The following is a 20286-nucleotide window of genomic DNA, read 5'->3' as shown; positions in this document are numbered from 1 at the left end:
CGGAGCAACGCATGACCCTGGCGGGCTCGGTCGCCCAGGCGCCCCGGTTGGGAGTGTCCTCCCACCCGTGGGTCCGGTTCGGGGTACGCCGCGTCGGCCGCCTGCTGGTCTCGCTGTGGGTGCTCGTCACGGCCTCGTTCCTGATGATCCACCTGATCCCGGGAGACGCGGTGCGTGCGGCGCTCGGGCCCACCGCGCCGGCGTCGCTGGTGGCGGCCAAGCGCGAGGAGATGGGCCTCGACGACCCGATCCTCGTGCAGTACTGGCACTATCTGCAGCACCTCGTCACCGGTGACCTCGGCACCTCGATCGTCTCCCAGCTGCCGGTCTCCGACGTGGTCTCGCAGCGCCTGCCGGCCACGCTCCAGCTGGCGCTGCTGGCGTTCGTGGTGGCGGTCGCGGTCGCGGTCCCGCTCGGCGTCACGATGGGCGTGCTCACCCGGCGCGGTCACGGCCGCCGCACCGAGCTGGGCTTCACGACCACCAGCGTGGTGCTCGGGACCATCCCCGACTTCCTCGTCGGCGTCGGCCTGGTCTACGTCTTCGGCGTCAACCTCGGCTGGCTCCCCGTCGCGGGCAACGACACGCCCTCGGCGTACGTCCTGCCGGTGCTGGCGCTCGCCATCGGCCCCGCCGCGATCCTGTCCCGCATCATCCGGGTCGAGATGGTCGCGGTGCTGGAGGCCGACTTCGTCCGCACCGCGCGCGCCAAGCGCCTGCCCGCCCGCACCGTCTACCTCCGCCACGCGCTGCCCAACGCGCTCACCGCGTCGCTCACGCTCGGCGGCCTGATCCTCAGCGCGATGGTCGCCGGCACCGTGCTGGTCGAGAACGTCTTCGCGTGGCCCGGCCTCGGCAGCACGATCGTCTCGTCGATCCTCAACAAGGACTACCAGGTGGTGCAGGCCATCGTCCTCGTGTACGGCGCGGGCGTGCTGCTCGTGAACACCGTCGTCGACGTCGCCCTCGCGCTGCTCGACCCGCGCTCGATGATCCGGGAGGACTGAGCGTTGAAGCGCTGGTTGAGCGTGCTGCGCACACCTCTGGGACTCACCGCGTCCGTGCTGTCGGCCGGGGTGCTCGTGCTCGCCGTTCTGGCTCCGATCCTGTGGACCGACGACGCGAACGCCGTCGACACCGGCAACATCCTCGCCGGGCCGTCCGCCGACCACTGGGCGGGCACCGACAACCTGGGCCGCGACATCTTCTACCGCACCCTGGTCGCCACCCGGCTGTCGGTCGAGCTCGCGCTGGCCGCCACCGCCGTCGCCGTCGTCGTCGGCCTGCTGCTCGGCACCGCGTCGTTCCTGCTCGGTCGCCGGATCGGCCGGCTCGTGAACGCCGCGGTGAACATCGCGGTCGCCTTCCCGGGCATCCTGCTCGCGCTGTTCTTCGCCGTGATCTTCGGTGTCGGCGCGACCGGCGCGGTCTTCGCGATCGGCCTCGCGGGCGCCCCGGCGTTCGGGCGCCTCACCCAGACCCTGGTCGCCTCCGTCGGCGCGCGCGACTACGTGTCCGCGGCCCGCGTCGCCGGGGTCGGGCGGGTGCGGCTGCTCTTCCGGCACGTGCTCCCGAACGTCTCCGAGCCGCTGGTCGTCAACGCCACCATCGGCGCGGGCGGCGCGCTCCTGTCCTTCGCCGGCCTGTCGTTCCTCGGCCTCGGCGTCCAGCAGCCGCACTACGACTGGGGCCGGCTGCTCTACGACGGCATCAGCTCGATCTACGTCAACCCCTATGCCGCGCTCGCCCCGGGCGCGGCCGTGATCGTCGCCGGTCTCGCCTTCAACCTCTTCGGCGAGTCCGTCGCCAAGGCGCTGGGCGTCGGCGTCGTGGGTGGCGTGCCGGCGCTGCCGCCGAGCCCGGACGCCCTCGAGGTCGAGGAGCGGCCCGCGGAGCGACACCACGACCACGACGACGTCGTGCTCGACGTCCGCGACCTGACCGTCACCTTCCCCGGCCCCGAGGGTCCGATCCACCCGGTCCGCGGCATCTCCTTCGCCGTACGCCGGGGCGAGGCGGTCGGCGTCGTGGGGGAGTCGGGTTCGGGCAAGTCCCTGACCGCGCTCGCCGTCTCGCGGCTGGTCGGCGACCCGGGCCGGGTCGAGGCGAGCCGTCTCGAGCTGCTCGGTGCCGACCTGCGCGCCTCCGATACCCGGGCGCAGCGACACCTGCTCGGCACCTCGCTGTCCATGGTGTTCCAGGACCCGATGACCTCGTTCAACCCGACCCAGCGGATGGGTGGTCAGCTCGCCGAGGTGGCCCGCCACCACCAGGGCCTCGGCCGCCGGGCGGCCCTGGCCCGCGCCGTCGACCGCCTCCGGTCGGTGCGGATCACCGACCCGGAGCACCGGGCGCACCAGTACCCGCACGAGTTCTCCGGCGGCATGCGCCAGCGCGCGATGATCGGCATGGGCCTGATGGGGACACCGGCCCTGATCGTCGCCGACGAGCCGACGACCGCGCTCGACGTCACGGTGCAGCAGCAGGTGCTCGACCTGCTCACGTCGATCCGCGCGGCCGAGGACGTCGCGCTGGTGCTGATCAGCCACGACGTCACCGTCGTCGGCGAGGTCTGCGACCGGGTGTTGGTCATGTACGCCGGCACCATCGTCGAGGACCTGCCCGCGGCCGACCTCGCCGCCTCCGCCCGCCACCCCTACACCCGGGCGCTGCTCGCCGCGGTACCCGACATGCACACCGACCTCGATGCGCCGCTGGCGACCGTCCCGGGCCGGCCCGTCGACCCCGCCGACGTGCCGGTGGGTTGCGCCTTCGCCGCCCGCTGCCCGCTGGCCACGGACCGGTGCCTCGCGGAGCAGCCGCCGCTCGAGACCGACGCCGCCGGCCTCCGGGTCGCCTGCTGGCACGCCGGCGAGCCCATCGACATCGCGATCCAGGACCGAGAGCAGGTCGACGCCAGATGACTCACCCGATGAGGGAGCTGCGCTTCGAGGACGTCACCGTCCGCTACGGCCACACCACCGCGGTCGACGGCGTCAGCCTCACGGTCCCGGCGGGCCACGTCGTCGGGCTGGTGGGGGAGTCGGGATCGGGCAAGTCGACCCTGGCGCGCGCCGCGGTCGGCCTCGCGCCGATGCACGGCGGCCGGATCCTCCTCGACGGGGAGCCGGTGCCGACCCGGGGGCGCAACCGCCCGCTGCAGATGGTGTTCCAGGACCCCTACTCCTCGCTCGACCCGCGGATGAGCATCGGCGAGAGCGTCGCGGAGGCGATCCCGCCGGGCGCCTCCCGCGCCGACCGGCGCGCGGAGGTCGGGCGGCTCCTGGAGCTCGTCCACCTCGACCCCGCGCGCGCCGCGGCCCGCCCGTCGGAGCTGTCGGGCGGCCAGCGGCAGCGCGTCGCACTGGCCAGGGCGCTCGCGGGCCGCCCGGCGGTGGTGATCGCCGACGAGATCACCTCGGCCCTCGACGTCTCCATCCAGGGCGCCGTGCTCAACCTGGTGCGCGAGCTCCAGCGCGAGCTCGGTCTCTCGATGCTCTTCATCTCCCACAACCTCGCCGTCGTGCGGTACGTCGCCACCCACGTCGCCGTCATGCACCACGGCCGCATCGTCGAGGAGGGCCCGACCGCGCAGGTCCTGGCCGCTCCCGACCACGACTACACGCGCGAGCTGCTCGCCGCCGTCCCAGGAACTCAGCACACGAAGGGGAGCCCCCGATGACCCGACGCCTCACCATCGACGACCTGACCGCGCTCGCGGTCCCGTCTCAGCCCGCCGTCTCGCCCGACGGGTCGCGGGTCGTCTACGTGCTCCGCACCCTGGACGGCGAGCAGGACCGCAACGTCGATCAGCTCTGGACGGTCCCCACCGCCGGCGGCACACCACGGCGGCTGACCGGCGGCCCGGACGACACGGCCCCGGCCTGGTCTCCCGACGGCACCCGCCTCGCGTTCCTGCGGGAGGGACAGGTGCACGTCCTGGCGGCCGACGGCGGCGAGCCGGAGCGGGTCACCGACCTGCCGCTCGGCGCCGGCGCCCCGGTCTGGAGCCCGAACGGCGAACGGCTCGCCTTCTCCGCGCCCGTCGACCCGGCTGGCGACCGTGGCGGCACGGGGCCGCTGGTCGCCAGGCGCGTCGACTACCAGGCCGACGGCTCCGGCTTCTTCGGTGCGACCCGCCGGCAGCTGCACGTCGTCGACGTGGCGAGCGGCGACTGCCGCCAGATCACCGACGGCGACCACGCCGGCCAGCCCGCCTGGTCGCCGGACGGCCGCACCGTCGCGTTCACCCGCAGGGCCGGTGCCGACAGCGACCTCACCTACCAGACCGCGGTGCACGTCGTCGACGTCGACGACCCGAAGGCCCGGCCGCGCGTCGTCGCGCTCGAGGACGGAATCGCCGGCACGGTCTCGTTCACGAACGACGGGGAGGGCCTGCTCGTCGTCGGCCACCCGGAGCTCGCGCTCGGTCACGCCCACCTCTTCCGCGTCCCGCTCGACGGCGGCGCCCCGACCGACCTCAGCGGACACCTGGACCGCAACGTGATGCCCGGTGGCCCGGCGTACCCCGGCGCCCGCCCGGTCGAGACCGCCGACGGCCGCGTCCTGTTCACGATCCGCGACCGCGGCTGCTCCCATCTCCACGACGTGGACGGGCCCGTGCTCGCGGGCGCCGGCCGCGTCGTCTCCGGCCTCTCCGTCGCCGGCACCACCGCCGTCGTCGCGCTGGCCACGCCCACGTCGTACGGCGAGATCGTGGCGCTCGACCTCACGACCGGTGCCGAGACCGTGCTGACCGACCACGGCATGCCCGACGTCGAGCTGTTCGTGCGCGAGGAGCGCACGTTCACGATCTCGGACGGGACCGAGGTGCAGGGCTGGCTGGTCCGCGACCCGGCGACCGACGTGGAGCGCGACGGTCCGCTGCCGCTGCTGCTCGACATCCACGGCGGTCCGCACAACGCGTGGAACGCGGCCGCCGACGAGATGCACCTCTACCACCAGGCCCTGGCCGCCCGGGGCTGGGCGGTGCTGCTGCTCAACCCGCGCGGCAGCGACGGCTACGGGGCGGCGTTCTACGACGGCGTCAACGCCGGGTGGGGGGTCCACGACGTCGACGACTTCCTCGAGCCGCTCGACGCCCTGGTCGCCGAGGGCCTCGCCGACCGCGATCGGCTCGCGGTCACCGGCTACAGCTACGGCGGCTTCATGACCTGCTGGCTCACCGGGCACGACGACCGCTTCAAGGCCGCGGTCGCGGGCGGCGTCGTCAGCGACCTCACCAGCGAGTTCGGCTCCAGCGACGACGGCGTGCTCATGGGCCGCTACGAGCTCGGTGGCACGCCGTGGGAGGCCGCCGAGCAGTACGCCGCGATGTCGCCGATCACCCACGTCGACGAGGTCACGACGCCGACGCTGGTCCTGCACGGCAAGGACGACCTGACCTGCCCGGTCGGCCAGGCCCAGCAGTGGCACACGTCGCTGCGCCGACGCGGCGTCCCGACCGAGCTCGTGCTCTACCCGGACGCCTCCCATGTCTTCATCCTGCTCGGCAAGCCGTCGCAGCGGCTGGACTACAACCGCCGCGTCGTCGCGTGGGTGGAGCAGTACGCGGTCCGCGGTGGCCGCCCGCGCCTCGACGTCGCCCACTGGCAGCGTCGCCTCGAGGTGCTGGCGCGCCGGCACCACGTGCCGGGCGCCCAGCTGGGCATCCTCGACGGCGACGACCTCGCCGAGGCGGCGTACGGCGTGCTCAACAACCGCACCGGCCAGCCGGTCACGACGGACTCGCTCTTCCAGATCGGCTCGATCAGCAAGGTCTGGACGGCGACCGTCGTCATGCAGCTGCTCGACGAGGACAGGATCGCGCTCGACACGCCGGTCATCGAGGTGCTCCCCGAGCTCCAGCTGTCCGACCCGGACGTCACGAAGCAGTTGACCGTCTGGCACCTGCTCACGCACACGAGCGGCATCGACGGGGACGTCTTCACCGACACCGGACGCGGCGACGACTGCCTCGAGAAGTACGTCGCGCTGCTCGCCGACGTCGCGCAGAACCACCCGCTCGGTGCCACCTGGTCCTACTGCAACTCCGGCTGGTCGCTGCTGGGCCGCGTGATCGAGAGGCTCACCGACCAGACCTGGGACCAGGCCATGAAGGAGCGGCTGTTCACGCCCCTCGGCCTGGACCACACCGTGACGCTCGCGGAGGAGGCGATCCTCTTCGCCGCCGCGGTCGGCCACGTCGACGTGGAGGGCGAGCAGGTCCCCACCCCCGTGTGGGACCTGCCCCGCTCGGTCGGTCCGGCCGGCCTGATCAAGTCGACGGTGCGCGACGTGCTCGGCTTCGCGAGGATGCACCTCTCCGGCGGCCGCGCACCCGATGGCACCCAGGTGCTCTCGTCGGAGTCGACCGAGGCGATGACCCGCCACGAGGCCGATCTGCCCGACAAGTTCATCCTCGGCGACTCCTGGGGTCTGGGCTGGATCAGGTTCGGCTGGCACGGCCACCGGCTGATCGGCCACGACGGCAACACGCTCGGTCAGGCCGGCTTCCTGCGGCTGCTGCCCGGGCAGGACGTCGCGGTGGCGCTCCTCGCCAACGGCGGCAACACCCGCGACCTCTACGAGGACCTCTACCGCGAGATCTTCGCCGAGGTCGCCGGCGTCGAGATGTCCGCGCCGTTCGCCCCGCCGGCCGAGCCGGTCGAGGTCGACGTCGCGCCGTACGTCGGCACCTATGCGCGCTCCTCGGTGCGCATGGAGGTGCTCGCCGACGGCCCGACCCTGCGCACGACCGTCCTCGGCCCGCTCGCAGAGATGGTGCCGGACCCGGTGGACGAGTACCCGATGGTGCCGGTCGGGCCGGCGCTGTTCGCGGTGCGACCCCCGGAGGCGGACACCTGGGCGCCGGTGACCTTCTACGAGCTGCCGACCGGCGAGCGCTACGTGCACTTCGGCGTCCGGGCCACCCCACGGGTGGACTGATGGACTCCCACCCGATCCTGGCCGACCTCCTAGCCGACGTCCGCGCGCTGGTCGAGTGCGAGTCGCCGTCGGCCGACCTGGCCGCGGTGGCCGGCTCGGCCGACGTCGTCGCGCGCATCGGGGCCGGACGTCTCGGCGTGGAGCCCGAGCGGATCGTCCTCGACGGCCGCACGCACCTGCGCTGGCGGCTCGGCACCGGCCCCTCCCGCGTGCTGGTGCTCGGCCACCACGACACCGTGTGGCCGCTCGGGTCGCTGGCCACGCGCCCGTGCACGGTCGAGGGCGGCGTGCTGCGGGGACCGGGCTGCTTCGACATGAAGGCCGGGCTGGCGATGGCGTTCCACGCCCTCGCGGGCGCGGAGGGCGTCACCCTGCTGGTCACCGGTGACGAGGAGCTGGGGTCGCCGAGCTCGCGCGGGCTGATCGAGGACGAGGCACGCGCCACACGGGCCGCCCTGGTGCTGGAGGCGTCGGCCGACGGCGGCGCGCTGAAGACCGAGCGCAAGGGCGTCTCGCTGTACGACGTCCGCGTCGCCGGGCGGGCCGCCCACGCCGGGCTCGACCCGGAGCGCGGCGTCAACGCCACCCTCGAGCTCGCCCGCCAGGCGCTCGCGGTCGCCGCGCTGGCCGACCCGGCCGCCGGCACCACCGTGACGCCCACCACCGCCCGGGCCGGCACGACCACCAACACGGTGCCCGCCGAGGGCTCGTTCGCGGTCGACGTCCGCGTCCGCACGGTCGCCGAGCAGGACCGGGTCGACGCCGCCATGCGCGCGCTCACACCGGTGCTCGACGGCGCGGCCGTCACGGTCCTCGGCGGCCCGAACCGGCCCCCGCTCGAGGCCCGCTCGTCGGCCGCGCTGCTGGCACGGGTGCGCGCCGTCGCCGGTCGGCTCGGCCTGCCCGAGCCCCGGGCGGCCGCGGTCGGCGGCGCCTCCGACGGCAACTTCACCGCCGGCGTCGGGACTCCCACGCTCGACGGCCTCGGTGCCGTCGGCGGGGGAGCGCACGCCGAGGACGAGCACGTGCTGGTCGACCACCTCGTCGACGGCACGAGGCTGCTCGCGGGGCTGGTCGCCGACCTGCTGGCGGAGCCGACGAACGTCCCCGTCCCGACTGGTGCGGCCCGACCATGACGAGCCCGGAGAACCTCAGCAGCATGAGCCGCGTGACGAACCCAGCCCTGGTCGACCCGGCCACCGATGCGCACCGCGCCGTGCAGGTCGCCGACGCCGCCGCGCTCGCGGCGGACGTCGCGGTCCGCGAGATCACCGACCTCGCCGAGCTCACGGCCGTCGTGCAGCTCTACGCGACGATCTGGGGCCGCTCCGACAACCCGCCGATGACGCTGGAGCTGCTGCGCGCCTTCAGCAAGGCCGGCAACTACGTCGGAGGCGCGTTCGAGGGCGACCGGCTGGTCGGCGCCTGCGTGGGGTTCTTCCACGCACCTGCCGAGGACGCGCTGCACAGCCACATCGCGGGCGTCGCGGCCGACCTGAGCGGGCGGCACGTCGGCTTCGCGCTCAAGCTGCACCAGCGCGCCTGGGCGCTGCTGCGCGGGGTCTCGGAGATCGCCTGGACCTTCGACCCGCTGGTCAGCCGCAACGCCTACTTCAACCTGGTCAAGCTCGCCGCGCGCCCGGTCGAGTACCTGCCGAACTTCTACGGCGCGATGGCGGACACCATCAACGGCGTCGACGAGTCCGACCGCCTGCTGGTGCACTGGTCGCTGCTCGATCCCGCGGTGGTCGAGGCCTGCTCGGGTGGCGCCATCGGATCGCGGGCCGACGACGAGCTGGCCGCCGGAGCCGTGGTGGGCGTGGGCATCGGCGCCGACGGCGCGCCCGTGCCCGGTTCGCTCGAGGGCGACGTCGTCCTGGTCGCGGTGCCTGCCGACATCGGCGCGACCCGGGCCGTCGACCCCGCGCTCGCCGCGCGATGGCGCGCGGCCGTGCGCGAGGCGCTGACGACGCTGGTCGCCGACGGCGCGAGGATCTGCGGCTTCGACCGCAACGGGTGGTACGTCGTCCGGAGGGGGAGGAACACATGAAGCTGACCGGGGTCGAGCTGCGGCGGATCACGATGCCGCTGGTCTCGCCGTTCCGCACGTCGTTCGGCACCCAGACCAGCCGCGACATCCTGCTGGTCCGCGTCGTCACCGACGAGGCGGAGGGCTGGGGCGAGTGCGTCGCGATGTCGGACCCGCTCTACTCCTCGGAGTACGTCGATGCCACGGCCGACGTGCTGCGCCGCTTCCTGGTGCCCGCCCTCGTCGACGCGGCGCACCTCGACGCGAACGCGGTCGGGCAGATCCTCGCGCCGTTCAAGGGCCATCGGATGGCGAAGGCGGCGCTCGAGATGGCGGTGCTCGACGCGGAGCTGCGTGCCGAGGGCCGGTCGTTCGGCCGCGAGCTCGGCGCCGTCCGCGAGCGCGTGCCCTGCGGCGTCTCGGTCGGGATCATGGACAGCATCCCGGCGCTGCTCGACGCGGTCGGCGGCTACCTCGCCGAGGGCTACGTCCGCATCAAGCTCAAGATCGAGCCCGGCTGGGACGTCGAGCCGGTGCGGGCGGTGCGCGAGCGGTTCGGGGACGACGTGCTCCTGCAGGTCGACGCCAACACGGCGTACACGCTGTCCGACGCGCGGCACCTGGCCCGTCTCGACCCGTTCGACCTGCTGCTGATCGAGCAGCCGCTCGAGGAGGAGGACGTGCTCGGCCACGCCGACCTGGCGCGTCAGCTCCGCACGCCCGTGTGCCTCGACGAGTCGATCGTCTCGGCGCAGTCCGCGGCGGCGGCGATCCGGCTCGGCGCGGCCGCGATCGTCAACATCAAGCCGGGCCGGGTCGGCGGCTACCTGGAGGCGCGGCGCATCCACGACGTCTGCGTCGCCGCCGGGGTGCCGGTCTGGTGCGGCGGCATGCTCGAGTCCGGCCTGGGCCGGGCGGCGAACGTCGCCCTCGCTGCCCTCCCCGGCTTCACGCTGCCCGGCGACACCAGCGGCTCGGGCCGCTACTACCGCACCGACATCACGACGCCGTTCGTCCTCGACGACGGCCACCTGACCGTGCCGACCGGGCCGGGGCTCGGTGTGACGCCGCTGGAGGACGAGCTCGCAGCGGTCACCACGAGCACGGCATGGCTCGGGGGCGGATCGTAGGCTCCATGCCGTGACCTCACCCCCTGCGGGCGGCCCCGATCCGCGCCCGCGCGCCAGCCTCGGCCGCGTCGTCGACGGTCTCGGCGCCACGCTGCTCGACCTCGTGCACGGTGATCCCGAGGGGGCCGAGGACGTCGGAGGCGTGGTCATCCACGACCCGGTCGACGCGCCGGTGCTCCCACGGGGCGCGCTCGTCCTGGGGGTCGGCGTCGACGCCGCCGACGAGGTCGTCGCACTGCTCGACGTGCTCGGGCGGGCGCACGCCGCCGCGCTCGTCGTCCGCGCGCCGGTGCCGCTCACGCCGGAGGTACGCCGCGCCGCCGACGCGGCGGGTGTCGTGCTGCTCGGCCTCAGCCGCGGCGCACCGTGGGCCCACCTCGCGGCGATCGTCCGATCGCTGCTCGCCGAGGGCGACGTCGGTGTCGCCGAGCGCGAGTCGCTCGGCGGGCTGCCGTCGGGCGACCTGTTCGCGGTCGCCAACGCCATCGCCGCGCTGCTCGACGCCCCGATCACCATCGAGGACCGCAGCTCGCGGGTGCTGGCGTTCTCCGGGCGCCAGGACGAGGCCGACGCGTCCCGGGTCGAGACGATCCTGGGGCGGCAGGTGCCGGAGCGCTACGCCCGGATCCTCAACGAGCGCGGTGTGTTCCGCGACCTCCACCGCAGCGACCAGCCGGTCTTCATCAGCCCGCCCGCCGCCGAAGGGAGCGACGCGTTCTCCGTGCCCCGGGTCGCGATCGCCGTGCGGGCCGGCGACGAGGTGCTCGGCTCGATCTGGGCCGCCGTCCGGGGGCCGCTGAGCGAGGAGCGCACGATCGCCCTCCAGGACTCCGCCAAGCTCGTCGCGCTCCACCTGCTGCGCGTGCGCGCCGGCGCCGACGTCCAGCGCCGGCTCCGTGCCGATCTGCTCAGCTCGGCCCTCGAAGGAGGGGCGGGCGCCCGCGCCGCCCTCGACCGCCTCGGCCTCACCGGTCAGCCGCTGATGGTCCTCGGCGTCGCGGTGTCCGGCGTCGAGGCCGACCTCACGACGAGCGAGGGCGCCGCCCTGACCCACGAGCGCGAGCGCCTCGGCGACGCCTTCGCGCTGCACCTGAGCGCCGCGCACCCACGCGCGGCCGCCGCCCTCGTCAGCGGCGTCGCCTACGGGCTCGTGCCGGTGACCGGACCCGTCGTGGAGGGCGAGGAGCGTGCCGTCCGCATCGCCCACGACTTCCTCGACCGGGTCGGCGACCGGTTCCGCCCGGTGATCGGCATCGGGCCCATCGCCGAGGATCTCGCGGGCCTGACCCACGCCCGCATCAGCGTCGACCGGGCGCTCCGCGTCCTGCACGGCAGCGGCGGCGTACGCCGCGTCGCCCGCCTCGACGACATCCTGGTCGAGTCGCTGATGCTGGAGCTGCGCGACCTCGCCGCCGCGCGGGGCGACCGGCCGACCGGCTCCCTGGCGCGGCTGATCGACTACGACCGACGTCACCAGAGCTCGCTCGTCGAGACCCTCGGCGCGTGGCTGGAGGCGTTCGGCGACGTGACCGCGGCCGCCGAGGCGCTCTACGTGCACCCGAACACGTTCCGCTACCGCCTCCGCCGCGTCGCCGAGGTCGGTGGGATCGACCTGACCGACCCCGAGCAGCGCTTCGTCGCGATGCTGCAGCTGCGGGTGCTCTCGCGCGGCTGACCGATGAGCCGCCGGCGGTCGCCGGGTCACCACTCCCATGCGCAGGCTCATCGTGACCCAGAACATCACGCTCGACGGCTCGATCGAGATGATCGGCGACTGGTTCGACCCGAGCGCCCAGGACGCGGACCTGACCGAGGAGATGCGCCGCCAGGACGAAGGCGTCGACGCCCTGCTGCTGGGGCGGCAGACGTTCGAGGACTTCCGCGGCTACTGGCCCGCCCAGGTCGGCACCGACACCACCGGCGTCGCCGACTACCTCGACCGGGTGCAGAAGTACGTCGTCTCGTCCACGCTGGTCGATCCGGGGTGGTCGCCCACGACCGTCCTCGGCGGTGCCCCGAGGACGAGCGTCCGCGACCTCAAGGAGACCGAAGGCGGCGACGTGGTCGTCACCGGCAGCATCCGGTTGACCCACGCCCTGCTGGCCGCGGGCCTCGTCGACGAGCTCAGGCTGTTCGTGTACCCGGTCGTGCAGGGCCGCGGACGGAGGCTGTTCCCCGACGGCGTCGAGCGGCGCCTGGAGCTGCTCGAGACCCGCGCGTTCGGCGGGGGAGTGGCACTGCTCCGCTACGCGTGACCCGCGACCGGGTGGGGGTGATAGGCGGCGCCGAGCTCCTCGAGATCCGCCTCCGACAGCGACAGCTCGGCGGCGGCGACGGCGTCGGTCAGGTGGTGCGGCTTCGTGACGCCCACGATCGGCGCCGTCACGGTGGGCTGGTGGAGCACCCAGGCGAGGCCGACCTGGGCCCGGGGCACGCCGAGTCCCTCGGCGACCCGGCCGACGGCGTCGACGACGGAGCGGTCCTCGTCGCGGTAGAGCCTCGCGCCGAACTCGTCGGTCTCGGACCGGGCGGTCGAGTCGTCCCAGTCGCGGGTGAGGCGCCCCCTCGCCAGCGGGCTCCACGGGATGACGCCGACGCCCTGGTCGGCGCACAGCGGGAGCATCTCCCGCTCCTCCTCGCGATAGATCAGGTTGTAGTGGTTCTGCATGGAGACGAACGGCGTCCACCCGTGGCGCTCGGCCACGTGCTGGGCCTTCGCGAACTGCCACGCCCACATCGACGACGCCCCCAGGTAGCGCGCCTTGCCCGCCCGCACGACGTCGTGCAGCGCCTCCATCGTCTCCTCGATCGGGACCTGCGGGTCCCAACGGTGGATCTGGTAGAGGTCGACGTAGTCGGTGCCCAGGCGCCGCAGCGACTCGTCGATCTCGTGGAGGATCGCCTTGCGCGACAGGCCCGCGCCGTACGGTCCCGGCCGCATCCGGCCGTTCACCTTCGTCGCGATGACGACGTCCTCGCGCCGGGCCAGGTCACGCAGCGCCCGGCCGGTGAACTCCTCGCTGCTGCCACCCGCGTACACGTTGGCGGTGTCGAAGGTCGTGATCCCCGCCTCGAGGGCGTCCTCGATGATCGACCGGCCCGACTCCTCGTCCAGCACCCACGGGTGACCGCCGCGGGAGGGGTCGCCCCAGCTCATGCAGCCGAGGATCACGCGGGAGACGTCGAGTCCGGTGTTGCCGAGCTTCGCGTAGCGCATGACCACAGCCTTGCACGTGGTCGCCGCGGGCTACCGTCGAGACGTGGACCGACGTCGACGTCACCGCACGTACTTCTGGCTGATGGGCACGTGCGTCGTGCTCATCCTGCTCGCCTGGAACGTCGTGCGGCTGTGGTCGACCACGGCCGCGATCGTCATGAGCGTGATCGCCGCCGCGATCCCGCCGGTCGCCGCGTTCGTCGGCAACCAGGGCGCCCTGGACGAGTCGCAGCCACCCGCCGGTGACGAGGAGCGCTGAGCGTCACTCGGAGGGCTGCGGGACGTCGACCTCGCAGTCGACCTTCGGGTTGACGCCGAAGTAGTTCAGGGGACCGGCGACGATGGTCAGCACCGTGTCGCCCGTCGTCTTGCAGTTCACGTCGCGGTCGTCGCCGAAGTAGCCCCGCTGGAAGGCCGCGATCGCGCCGATGACCAGCCACACCACGACGACGAGCCCGATGATGGTCTTCATCCCCGGGTCGTACCCGCCGTGACGCCGCGGTGAACCCTACGAGTTCGTCGAGTACGTCGCCTGGTAGGCCAGCAGGGCCGCGCGGCCCTCCTCGAGGTCGCGCTCGAGCCGGTCGGCGAGCTCGGCCGTGCCGGCGGTCGTGCCGGTGTCGGCCGCCAGCTCGATCTGCTGCGCGGTGCGGCCGGCCGGGGTGACCCCGAGGTTCAGCGCGCCGCCGGCGAGCTTGTGCGAGACCTGCTTGAGCGTCGGCGCGTCGTCGTCGGCGATGGCCCGGCGGATCGACTCCAGCGTGTCCGGCGTGTTCCGCACGAAGTTGCCGATCGCCCGGTCCAGGTAGGTCGTATCGCCCGGGTCGAGGTCGCGCAGCTCGTCGAGGCGCTCGAGTGCGAGGCCGTCGGGGGGCGTGGGGGCGTCGCCGGTGTCAGACACGGTCGGCAGCGTACTGGGCGCGGACGACGACTGCGTCGCTTCCGCATCGCCGACCCAGCGCTGCAGCGCGCTGCCCAGTGCCGCGGAGTCGACCGGCTTGGTCAGGAAGTCGTCCATGCCCGCCTCGAGGCAACGGTCGCGCTCGCCCTCCACGGCGGCGGCCGTCATCGCGATGATCGGGACCTTCCATCCCTCGGCCCGGATGGCCCGCGTCGCGGCGTACCCGTCCATCCTCGGCATCTGCACGTCCATCAGCACGGCGTCGTAGTCGCCGGTGCGGACCTCCGCCACGGCCGCCTCTCCGTCGTCGGCCGTGGCGCAGGCGTAGCCCAGGGCGCGGAGGAGGCCCACCGCGACCAGCTGGTTGATCGGGTTGTCCTCCACGACCAGCACGCGGTGTGCGGCCTCCTGCTCGTCCGCGGGCTCGAGCCGCCCGTCCGTGCGCGGCTCACGGCCGGCGAGCTGGCGCAGCATCGCCGTGCGCAGCTCCGCGGCGAGCGCGGGCTTCACCAGGCAGGCCTCGATGCCCGCCGCCTCGAGCTGGTCGGCCGGCGGCGCCTCCGACGAGGTCAGCATGACCAGCCGCAGCCCGGCGTTCGCCGGATCCGCCTGGAGCGCCCGCGCCAGGTCGAGCCCGTCCCGGTCGGGCATCGACAGGTCCAGCAGCACGCCGTCGAACGGGCTGCCTGACGCGCGCGCCGCGGCGACCGCCGCCTCGGCCGCGTCGGCGTCCGGGGCGCTCTCCACGCCCACCTGCCAGCGTGCGAGCTGCTCGCCGAGGATCAGCCGGTTGTGCGCGTTGTCGTCGACGACCAGCACCCGCTTGTCGGTGAGCCACTCCCGGGCGTGCTCGTCGTCGGGATCCACGGCCGAGCCGCTCGGCGTGTCGAGGTCGGCGGTGAACCAGAAGACCGTGCCGCCGCCGGGGTTCGGGTGGAGCCCGATCTCGCCCCCGAGCGCGGTCACGATCTCGCGGGAGATGGCCAGGCCGAGGCCGGTGCCGCCGTACCGCCGGGTCGTCGAGGCATCGGCCTGCGTGAACGCCTCGAAGAGCGTGTCGACGTCGCCCTCCGGCACGCCGATGCCGGTGTCGGCGACCGTGACGTGCAGGCGGGTGCCTCCGGCGGGGCGGGGGACGGCGGTCGCCCGGATGAAGACCTCGCCCTTCTCGGTGAACTTCACGGCGTTCGAGCCGAGGTTGGTGAGCACCTGGGCAAGCCGGGTCGGGTCCCCGCAGAGCACCTCGGGCACGTCGGGATGGCACGAGACGATGAGCTCGAGGTCCTTCGCCCGCGCCGACTCCCCGAGCATGCTGGCGATCTGGTCGAAGACCGCCCGCACCTCGAAGTCGAGGCGCTCGAGCTCGAGCATGCCGGCCTCGATCTTCGAGAAGTCGAGGACGTCGTTGATGATCGCCAGCAGCGCTCGGCTCGCGACCTGGACTCCCGACGACAGCCGCAGCTGGTCGGGGTCGAGGCGCGTGCGCAGCAGGAGGTCGTTGAGGCCGATCACCCCGTTGAGCGGGGTGCGGATCTCGTGGCTCATCGTCGCCAGGAACTCCGACTTCTGGCGCGACGCCTCCATCGCGGCGTCGCGGGCGTCCGCGAGCACCTGCTCGGCGCGCTCGCGCTCGGCGACCCGGCCGAGCTGCACCGCCACCTGCTCGACCTTCGACTGGATCATCGCGAAGCGGTGGAGCGGCGGTGCCGAGGTGATCGTGATGACGGCGACCACCTGGGCGGCGTAGGACACCGGGCACGCGATCGTCAGCATCGAGTCCGACCACACCGACCGCTTCTCGCGGAAGGCGCGGTTGGCCAGCTCGAGCTCCATCGCGGTCTGGTCGGGCGTCTCGGCGTCGGCCAGCACGTCCTCCTCGGTGATGAAGAGGGGCAGGACGCGCTCGGCGGTCTCGTCGGGCACGAACGCCCGGCCGCGCTCCCAGTCGTCGTGCAGCAGCACGAGGTGGCGGGCGTGGGTGAGGACCTCCTCGAGGGTGCGCGCCTCGTTCGCGGCCACGGCCACGGCCTGCATCAGCGTGTTCTGGCGGACCTGGTCCTCGAGCGCGAGGTCGGCGAGCTTGGTCTCGGTGATGTCCTGGTGCGTCCCCGACATGGACACGACCCGACCGGAGTCGTCGGCGACCGAGACGCCCCTGCCGCGGGTCCACACCCAGTCGTCCTCACCCTTGATCCGGGCCACGAACATGAAGTCGGCGGGTCGCTCCCGCGCCGAACGCACCGCGGCGTCGACGTCGGCGAGGTCGTCGGGATGCACGATCTGCAGGAAGTCGTCGTACGTCGCGGGGAACGACTCGGCGTCCAGGCCGTAGAGCGCGCACAGCTCGTCGGAGGCGTAGATCTCGTCGGACGTGAGGTCCCACTGCCAGCTCCCGAGCCGCGCGATGCGGTGCGCGTCCGCGAGCTGCTCGCGGCTGTCCCGCAGGGCGTCCATCGCCTGGCGGCGCCCGCTGTAGTCACTGATCCGGTGGGTGAAGCCGACGACCACCCCGTCGTCGTCGCGCTGCTCGATCTCGCTGATGATCACCCAGAGCGACGTCCCGTCGGCGCGCCAGAAGAGCACGTCGACGTCCTGGGCGTTCCCGCCGTCGCGCCGGAGGACCTCCAGGTGCTCGGCGAAGTCCTGCTTGCCCCGTTCGTCGAGCGAGTCCCACACGGTGACGTCGGCCATCGCCGCGGCATCGACGCCGTAGAGCTCGCACATGGCCGGGTTGGCGTAGATGGTGCGCCCCTCGATGTCACACACCCAGATCGCGTCCGGGGACCTCTCGACGATGTCCCGGTACAGCGCCGTCAACTCCATCAACCAGCCTCCTGCGTCAACCCTAGAGTGCGCGGATCAGCTCTCGGCCGCGATCCTGAAGTTGCCGTCGGTCCCCTCGAGGGTGAGGGTGACGTCGTCGGTGCTGCTGTCGCCACGGTCGTGCTCGTAGGCCACCGTGTAGCTGATCTGCATCGACCCGGGGTCCGGCCGCGCCGACACCAGCTCGGCGGACCGGAAGCCGCGCCAGAACTTCTGGTACTGCCCGAAGTTCCCGCTGGCCTCCTGGAACGCCGGCGTCAGCTCCTGCCAGGCGGCCGCGGGGTCGGTGGTGACGGTGGCGAGGTAGGTCTCGACGAAATCCCTCATCCCGTCGGCGGTGACCTCCGGGGTCGCCGAGCTCGTCGGCGTCGTGGGCGCGCTGGAGCCGCCCGAGGGTCCGGCGCCGCCCGGGTCGTCCTCACCGGTCCCCAGCATCCACGCCACGACCGCCAGCACCACGATGACCACCGCCGCCCCGGCGATCGCGAGCGGCCCGCCGCGCGAGCGGCGACCGACCGCGGCCGCCTCCGCGACCGGCGCCGCCGGGGCGGCAGGCATCCGGGACATCTGCCTCGTCGGCTCGCGCTCGGCGGCCGGCACCGACGCGGACGCCACGACCGGAGCCGCGACCGGGGCCGCGACCGGGAGCGGCGCCGGCAGGCCGTCTGCCGGGCCGCCGGTCAGGAAGTCGCGGACCTGCGCCGTCGACCACCTCGAGGCCGGGTCGGTCGACATCGTGGCGACGAGCACGGGGGCCAGCCACCCCGCGTCGGCCAGCCGCGGCGGCGGCTCGTTGACGATCCGGTAGAGCGCGCCGAGCACGTTCTCGCCGATCTCGTACGGCGGACGCCCCGCGAGCGCGTGGAAGAGCGTCGCGCCGAGCGACCAGACGTCGCTGGCCGGCTGCGCCGTCTGGCCCGAGGCGACCTCGGGGGAGAGGTACGCCGGGGAGCCGGTCACCAGCCCGGTCTGGGTCAGCGACGCGTCCGCCTCCGCGCGCGCGATCCCGAAGTCGGACAGCTTCACCTGGCCGTCGGGGCCGACGAGGATGTTCGACGGCTTGACGTCGCGGTGCACGATCCCGGCTGCGTGCGCCGCCGCCAGCGCGTCGGCGGCCTGTCGCACGATGGGAGCCGCGGCGTCGGCGGACAGCGGTCCGTCGCGCTGCACGAGCTCGGCGAGGGTCGCGCCCGCGACGTACTCCATGACGAGCCACTGCTCATCGCCCTCCACGACCAGGTCGTAGACCGCTACCACGTGCGGGTGGTTCAGGCGTGCGGCCAGGCGGGCCTCCCGCTCGGCCCGGGCCAGGTCGGGCGTGCTGCCTCCCGGCGCCCAGCCGACGCGCTTGAGCGCGACCTCTCGCCCGAGCACCTCGTCGCGGCCCAGCCACACCGCGCCCATGCCGCCGCGACCGATCTCGCGCTCGAGCGTGTACCTGCCTGCGATCAACGTGTCCCCTTCCCGGTCCGACGAGCGTAGTCAGAGGGCCCCATGGCACGCTTGACCCGCACAAACCGATGAGAAAGGTTCCCCGTGACCGTCGATCCCACCCTCCTCGACGATCTCGAGTGGCGCGGCCTGATCGCGCACTCCACGGACCTCGACGCCCTGCGCCAGGCCCTGGCCGAGGGAAGCGTCCGGTTCTACGTGGGCTTCGACCCGACGGCACCGAGCCTGCACATGGGTCACCTCGTCCAGGTGCTCACGGCCCGGCGGCTGCAGCTCGCCGGCCACACGCCGTACGCCCTGGTCGGCGGCGCGACCGGCATGATCGGGGACCCGAAGGAGTCGGGGGAGCGGACCCTCAACAGCCTCGACACGGTCAAGGACTGGGTCGAGCGCGTGCGTCGCCAGATCGAGCCGTTCCTGACCTTCGAGGGCGAGAACGCCGCCACGATGGTCAACAACTACGACTGGACCGCGAGCCTGTCGACGATCGACTTCCTGCGCGACATCGGCAAGCACTTCCCGGTCAACCGGATGCTCGCGCGCGACGTCGTCAGGACCCGCCTCGACGCCGGCATCAGCTACACGGAGTTCAGCTACGTGCTGCTCCAGTCCCTGGACTACCTCAACCTCTACCGCGACCACGGCGTCACCCTGCAGTTCGGCGGCTCCGACCAGTGGGGCAACCTCACCGCGGGCGTGGAGCTGATCCGTCGCGCCGACGGCGGGCACGCGCACGCCATCGCCACCCCGCTGCTGACCAAGGCGGACGGCACGAAGTACGGCAAGACCGAGGGCGGGGCCCTGTGGCTCGACCCGGAGATGATGTCGCCCTACGCCTTCTACCAGTTCTGGCTCAACGTCGAGGACGAGAAGGTCGGCGAGCTGCTGCGGGTGTTCACCTTCCTCTCCCGTGCGGAGATCGAGGACCTCGAGGCGCAGCACGCGGAGAAGCCCTTCCTGCGCGCCGGCCAGCGGGCGCTCGCCGAGCACGTCACCACGCTCGTGCACGGGGCCGACGAGACCGAGCGCATCGCGCAGGCGTCCGCGGCGCTGTTCGGGGGCGGTGAGCTCGCGACCCTGAGCGCCGCGACCCTCGGCGCCGCGCTCCGCGAGGCGGGGAGCACGGTCGTCGACGGCGACGCGGGGATCCCCCCGATCGCCGACCTGCTCGTCGCCACCGGGCTCGCCAAGAGCAAGGGCGAGGCCCGACGCACCGTTGCCGAGGGCGGGGCCTACCTCAACAACGAGCGGGTCGCGGACCCCGAGCTCGTGCCCGGGGACGACGACCTCGTCGGGGGCACCTGGCTCGTGCTGCGCCGCGGCAAGAAGAGCTTCGCGGGAGTCGAGGTCCGCTGACGCGCCGTGGCCCGGGCGCCGGCGGGGCACCAAACCGCCCCTGACCTGCGCAGACGCTCATGTGCGCGCCGTCACGTTTACTCGATTTGAACTCGGCCGCGCCGTCCCCTAATGTTCTCCGGGTCGCCAGGGAGCGGCGGGAGGCAAGACCGGTCAGGTCGGGCCTCCGGCCCCGGCGGCCATCTCGACTCTCACTTCACCTCACCGGTGGCGAAGCGCGCCCCTCGCTGGGCCCTCCAAAACTGGCGGGAAATGTGCTGTGCATGGTGCGGGATGAGGCGGAAGGGCCCGGATTTGCGCCGGGATAAAACAATCCGCTAAGTTAGACGAGTTGCCCCGGAGCGGGAGGTCCGAAAGGCCGATCGCGCGGTGTGCGTCTGATGTTTGAGAACTCAACAGTGTGTCATAGTCGACGAATTAGTTTGTTTGT

Annotated in this window: 15 protein-coding genes; 11 read left to right on the top strand and 4 right to left on the bottom strand. The window is 73.2% G+C overall.

What is annotated here, in order from left to right; all coding sequences use genetic code 11:
* Positions 1 to 11 precede the first annotated feature (11 nt).
* Genes PZ894_RS09610 through PZ894_RS09570 form a run of 9 tightly spaced genes read left to right on the top strand, consistent with a single transcriptional unit; the run spans position 12 to position 12362 of the window.
* Positions 12 to 1007 carry an ABC transporter permease gene (locus tag PZ894_RS09610; protein ID WP_275744287.1) on the top strand — a complete coding sequence of 332 codons (996 nt, stop codon included), beginning with the start codon at positions 12 to 14 and terminating at the stop codon, positions 1005 to 1007.
* 3 nt (positions 1008 to 1010) lie between these two features.
* Positions 1011 to 2924, top strand: coding sequence for a dipeptide/oligopeptide/nickel ABC transporter permease/ATP-binding protein (locus PZ894_RS09605; RefSeq protein WP_275744285.1), 1914 nt, complete (start codon positions 1011 to 1013; stop codon positions 2922 to 2924).
* A gap of 8 nt (positions 2925 to 2932) precedes the next feature.
* Positions 2933 to 3682, top strand: coding sequence for an ATP-binding cassette domain-containing protein (locus PZ894_RS09600; protein ID WP_275744284.1), 750 nt, complete (start codon positions 2933 to 2935; stop codon positions 3680 to 3682).
* On the top strand, positions 3679 to 6948 hold the full coding sequence (locus PZ894_RS09595) for a serine hydrolase (RefSeq protein ID WP_275744283.1): 3270 nt from the start codon (positions 3679 to 3681) through the stop codon (positions 6946 to 6948). The genes PZ894_RS09600 and PZ894_RS09595 overlap by 4 nt, the downstream gene beginning before the upstream one ends.
* Positions 6948 to 8084, top strand: a complete 1137-nt coding sequence (locus PZ894_RS09590) for a M20/M25/M40 family metallo-hydrolase (protein ID WP_275744282.1) — start codon at positions 6948 to 6950, stop codon at positions 8082 to 8084. Before PZ894_RS09595 ends, PZ894_RS09590 begins: the two co-directional genes overlap by 1 nt.
* A 32-nt stretch (positions 8085 to 8116) precedes the next feature.
* Positions 8117 to 8998, top strand: coding sequence for a GNAT family N-acetyltransferase (locus PZ894_RS09585; RefSeq protein WP_275744280.1), 882 nt, complete (start codon positions 8117 to 8119; stop codon positions 8996 to 8998).
* Positions 8995 to 10107, top strand: a complete 1113-nt coding sequence (menC, locus tag PZ894_RS09580; protein WP_275744279.1) for an o-succinylbenzoate synthase — start codon at positions 8995 to 8997, stop codon at positions 10105 to 10107. The genes PZ894_RS09585 and menC overlap by 4 nt, the downstream gene beginning before the upstream one ends.
* A 10-nt stretch (positions 10108 to 10117) precedes the next feature.
* Positions 10118 to 11782 (top strand): helix-turn-helix domain-containing protein, encoded by a 1665-nt coding sequence (locus PZ894_RS09575; protein WP_275744278.1) that lies wholly within the window; start codon positions 10118 to 10120, stop codon positions 11780 to 11782.
* A gap of 37 nt (positions 11783 to 11819) precedes the next feature.
* Positions 11820 to 12362 (top strand): dihydrofolate reductase family protein, encoded by a 543-nt coding sequence (locus PZ894_RS09570; protein ID WP_275744277.1) that lies wholly within the window; start codon positions 11820 to 11822, stop codon positions 12360 to 12362.
* Here the strand turns inward: PZ894_RS09570 and PZ894_RS09565 are convergent.
* On the bottom strand, positions 12353 to 13324 hold the full coding sequence (locus PZ894_RS09565; protein WP_275744276.1) for an aldo/keto reductase: 972 nt from the start codon (positions 13322 to 13324) through the stop codon (positions 12353 to 12355). The two genes, PZ894_RS09570 and PZ894_RS09565, sit on opposite strands and share 10 nt — an antisense overlap.
* A 43-nt stretch (positions 13325 to 13367) precedes the next feature.
* Here PZ894_RS09565 and PZ894_RS09560 point away from each other — a divergent pair, with 43 nt between their 5' ends.
* Entirely contained in the window at positions 13368 to 13583 is a 216-nt protein-coding gene (locus PZ894_RS09560) for a DUF3099 domain-containing protein (RefSeq protein WP_275744275.1), read from the top strand.
* Positions 13584 to 13586: 3 nt separating this feature from the next.
* On the opposite strand, the gene PZ894_RS09555 is transcribed toward PZ894_RS09560, so the two are convergent.
* The 3 genes from PZ894_RS09555 to PZ894_RS09545 are packed head-to-tail and all read right to left on the bottom strand — an operon-like array spanning position 13587 to position 18500.
* On the bottom strand, positions 13587 to 13796 hold the full coding sequence (locus tag PZ894_RS09555; RefSeq protein ID WP_275744274.1) for a hypothetical protein: 210 nt from the start codon (positions 13794 to 13796) through the stop codon (positions 13587 to 13589).
* A 36-nt stretch (positions 13797 to 13832) separates the two neighbouring features.
* Positions 13833 to 17048: a response regulator gene (locus PZ894_RS09550; protein WP_275744273.1), complete on the bottom strand. Its 3216-nt coding sequence runs from the start codon at positions 17046 to 17048 to the stop codon at positions 13833 to 13835.
* 36 nt (positions 17049 to 17084) lie between these two features.
* On the bottom strand, positions 17085 to 18500 hold the full coding sequence (locus tag PZ894_RS09545; RefSeq protein ID WP_275744272.1) for a serine/threonine-protein kinase: 1416 nt from the start codon (positions 18498 to 18500) through the stop codon (positions 17085 to 17087).
* Positions 18501 to 18584: 84 nt separating this feature from the next.
* Between PZ894_RS09545 and tyrS the strand changes: the two genes are divergently transcribed.
* Positions 18585 to 19856: a tyrosine--tRNA ligase gene (gene tyrS, locus PZ894_RS09540; protein ID WP_275744271.1), complete on the top strand. Its 1272-nt coding sequence runs from the start codon at positions 18585 to 18587 to the stop codon at positions 19854 to 19856.
* Positions 19857 to 20286: the final 430 nt, after the last annotated feature.

The sequence above is a fragment of the Nocardioides sp. YIM 152315 genome, from assembly GCF_029210375.1.
Classification (GTDB): domain Bacteria; phylum Actinomycetota; class Actinomycetes; order Propionibacteriales; family Nocardioidaceae; genus Nocardioides.
This window is presented reverse-complemented; position numbering and strand designations above follow the sequence as displayed.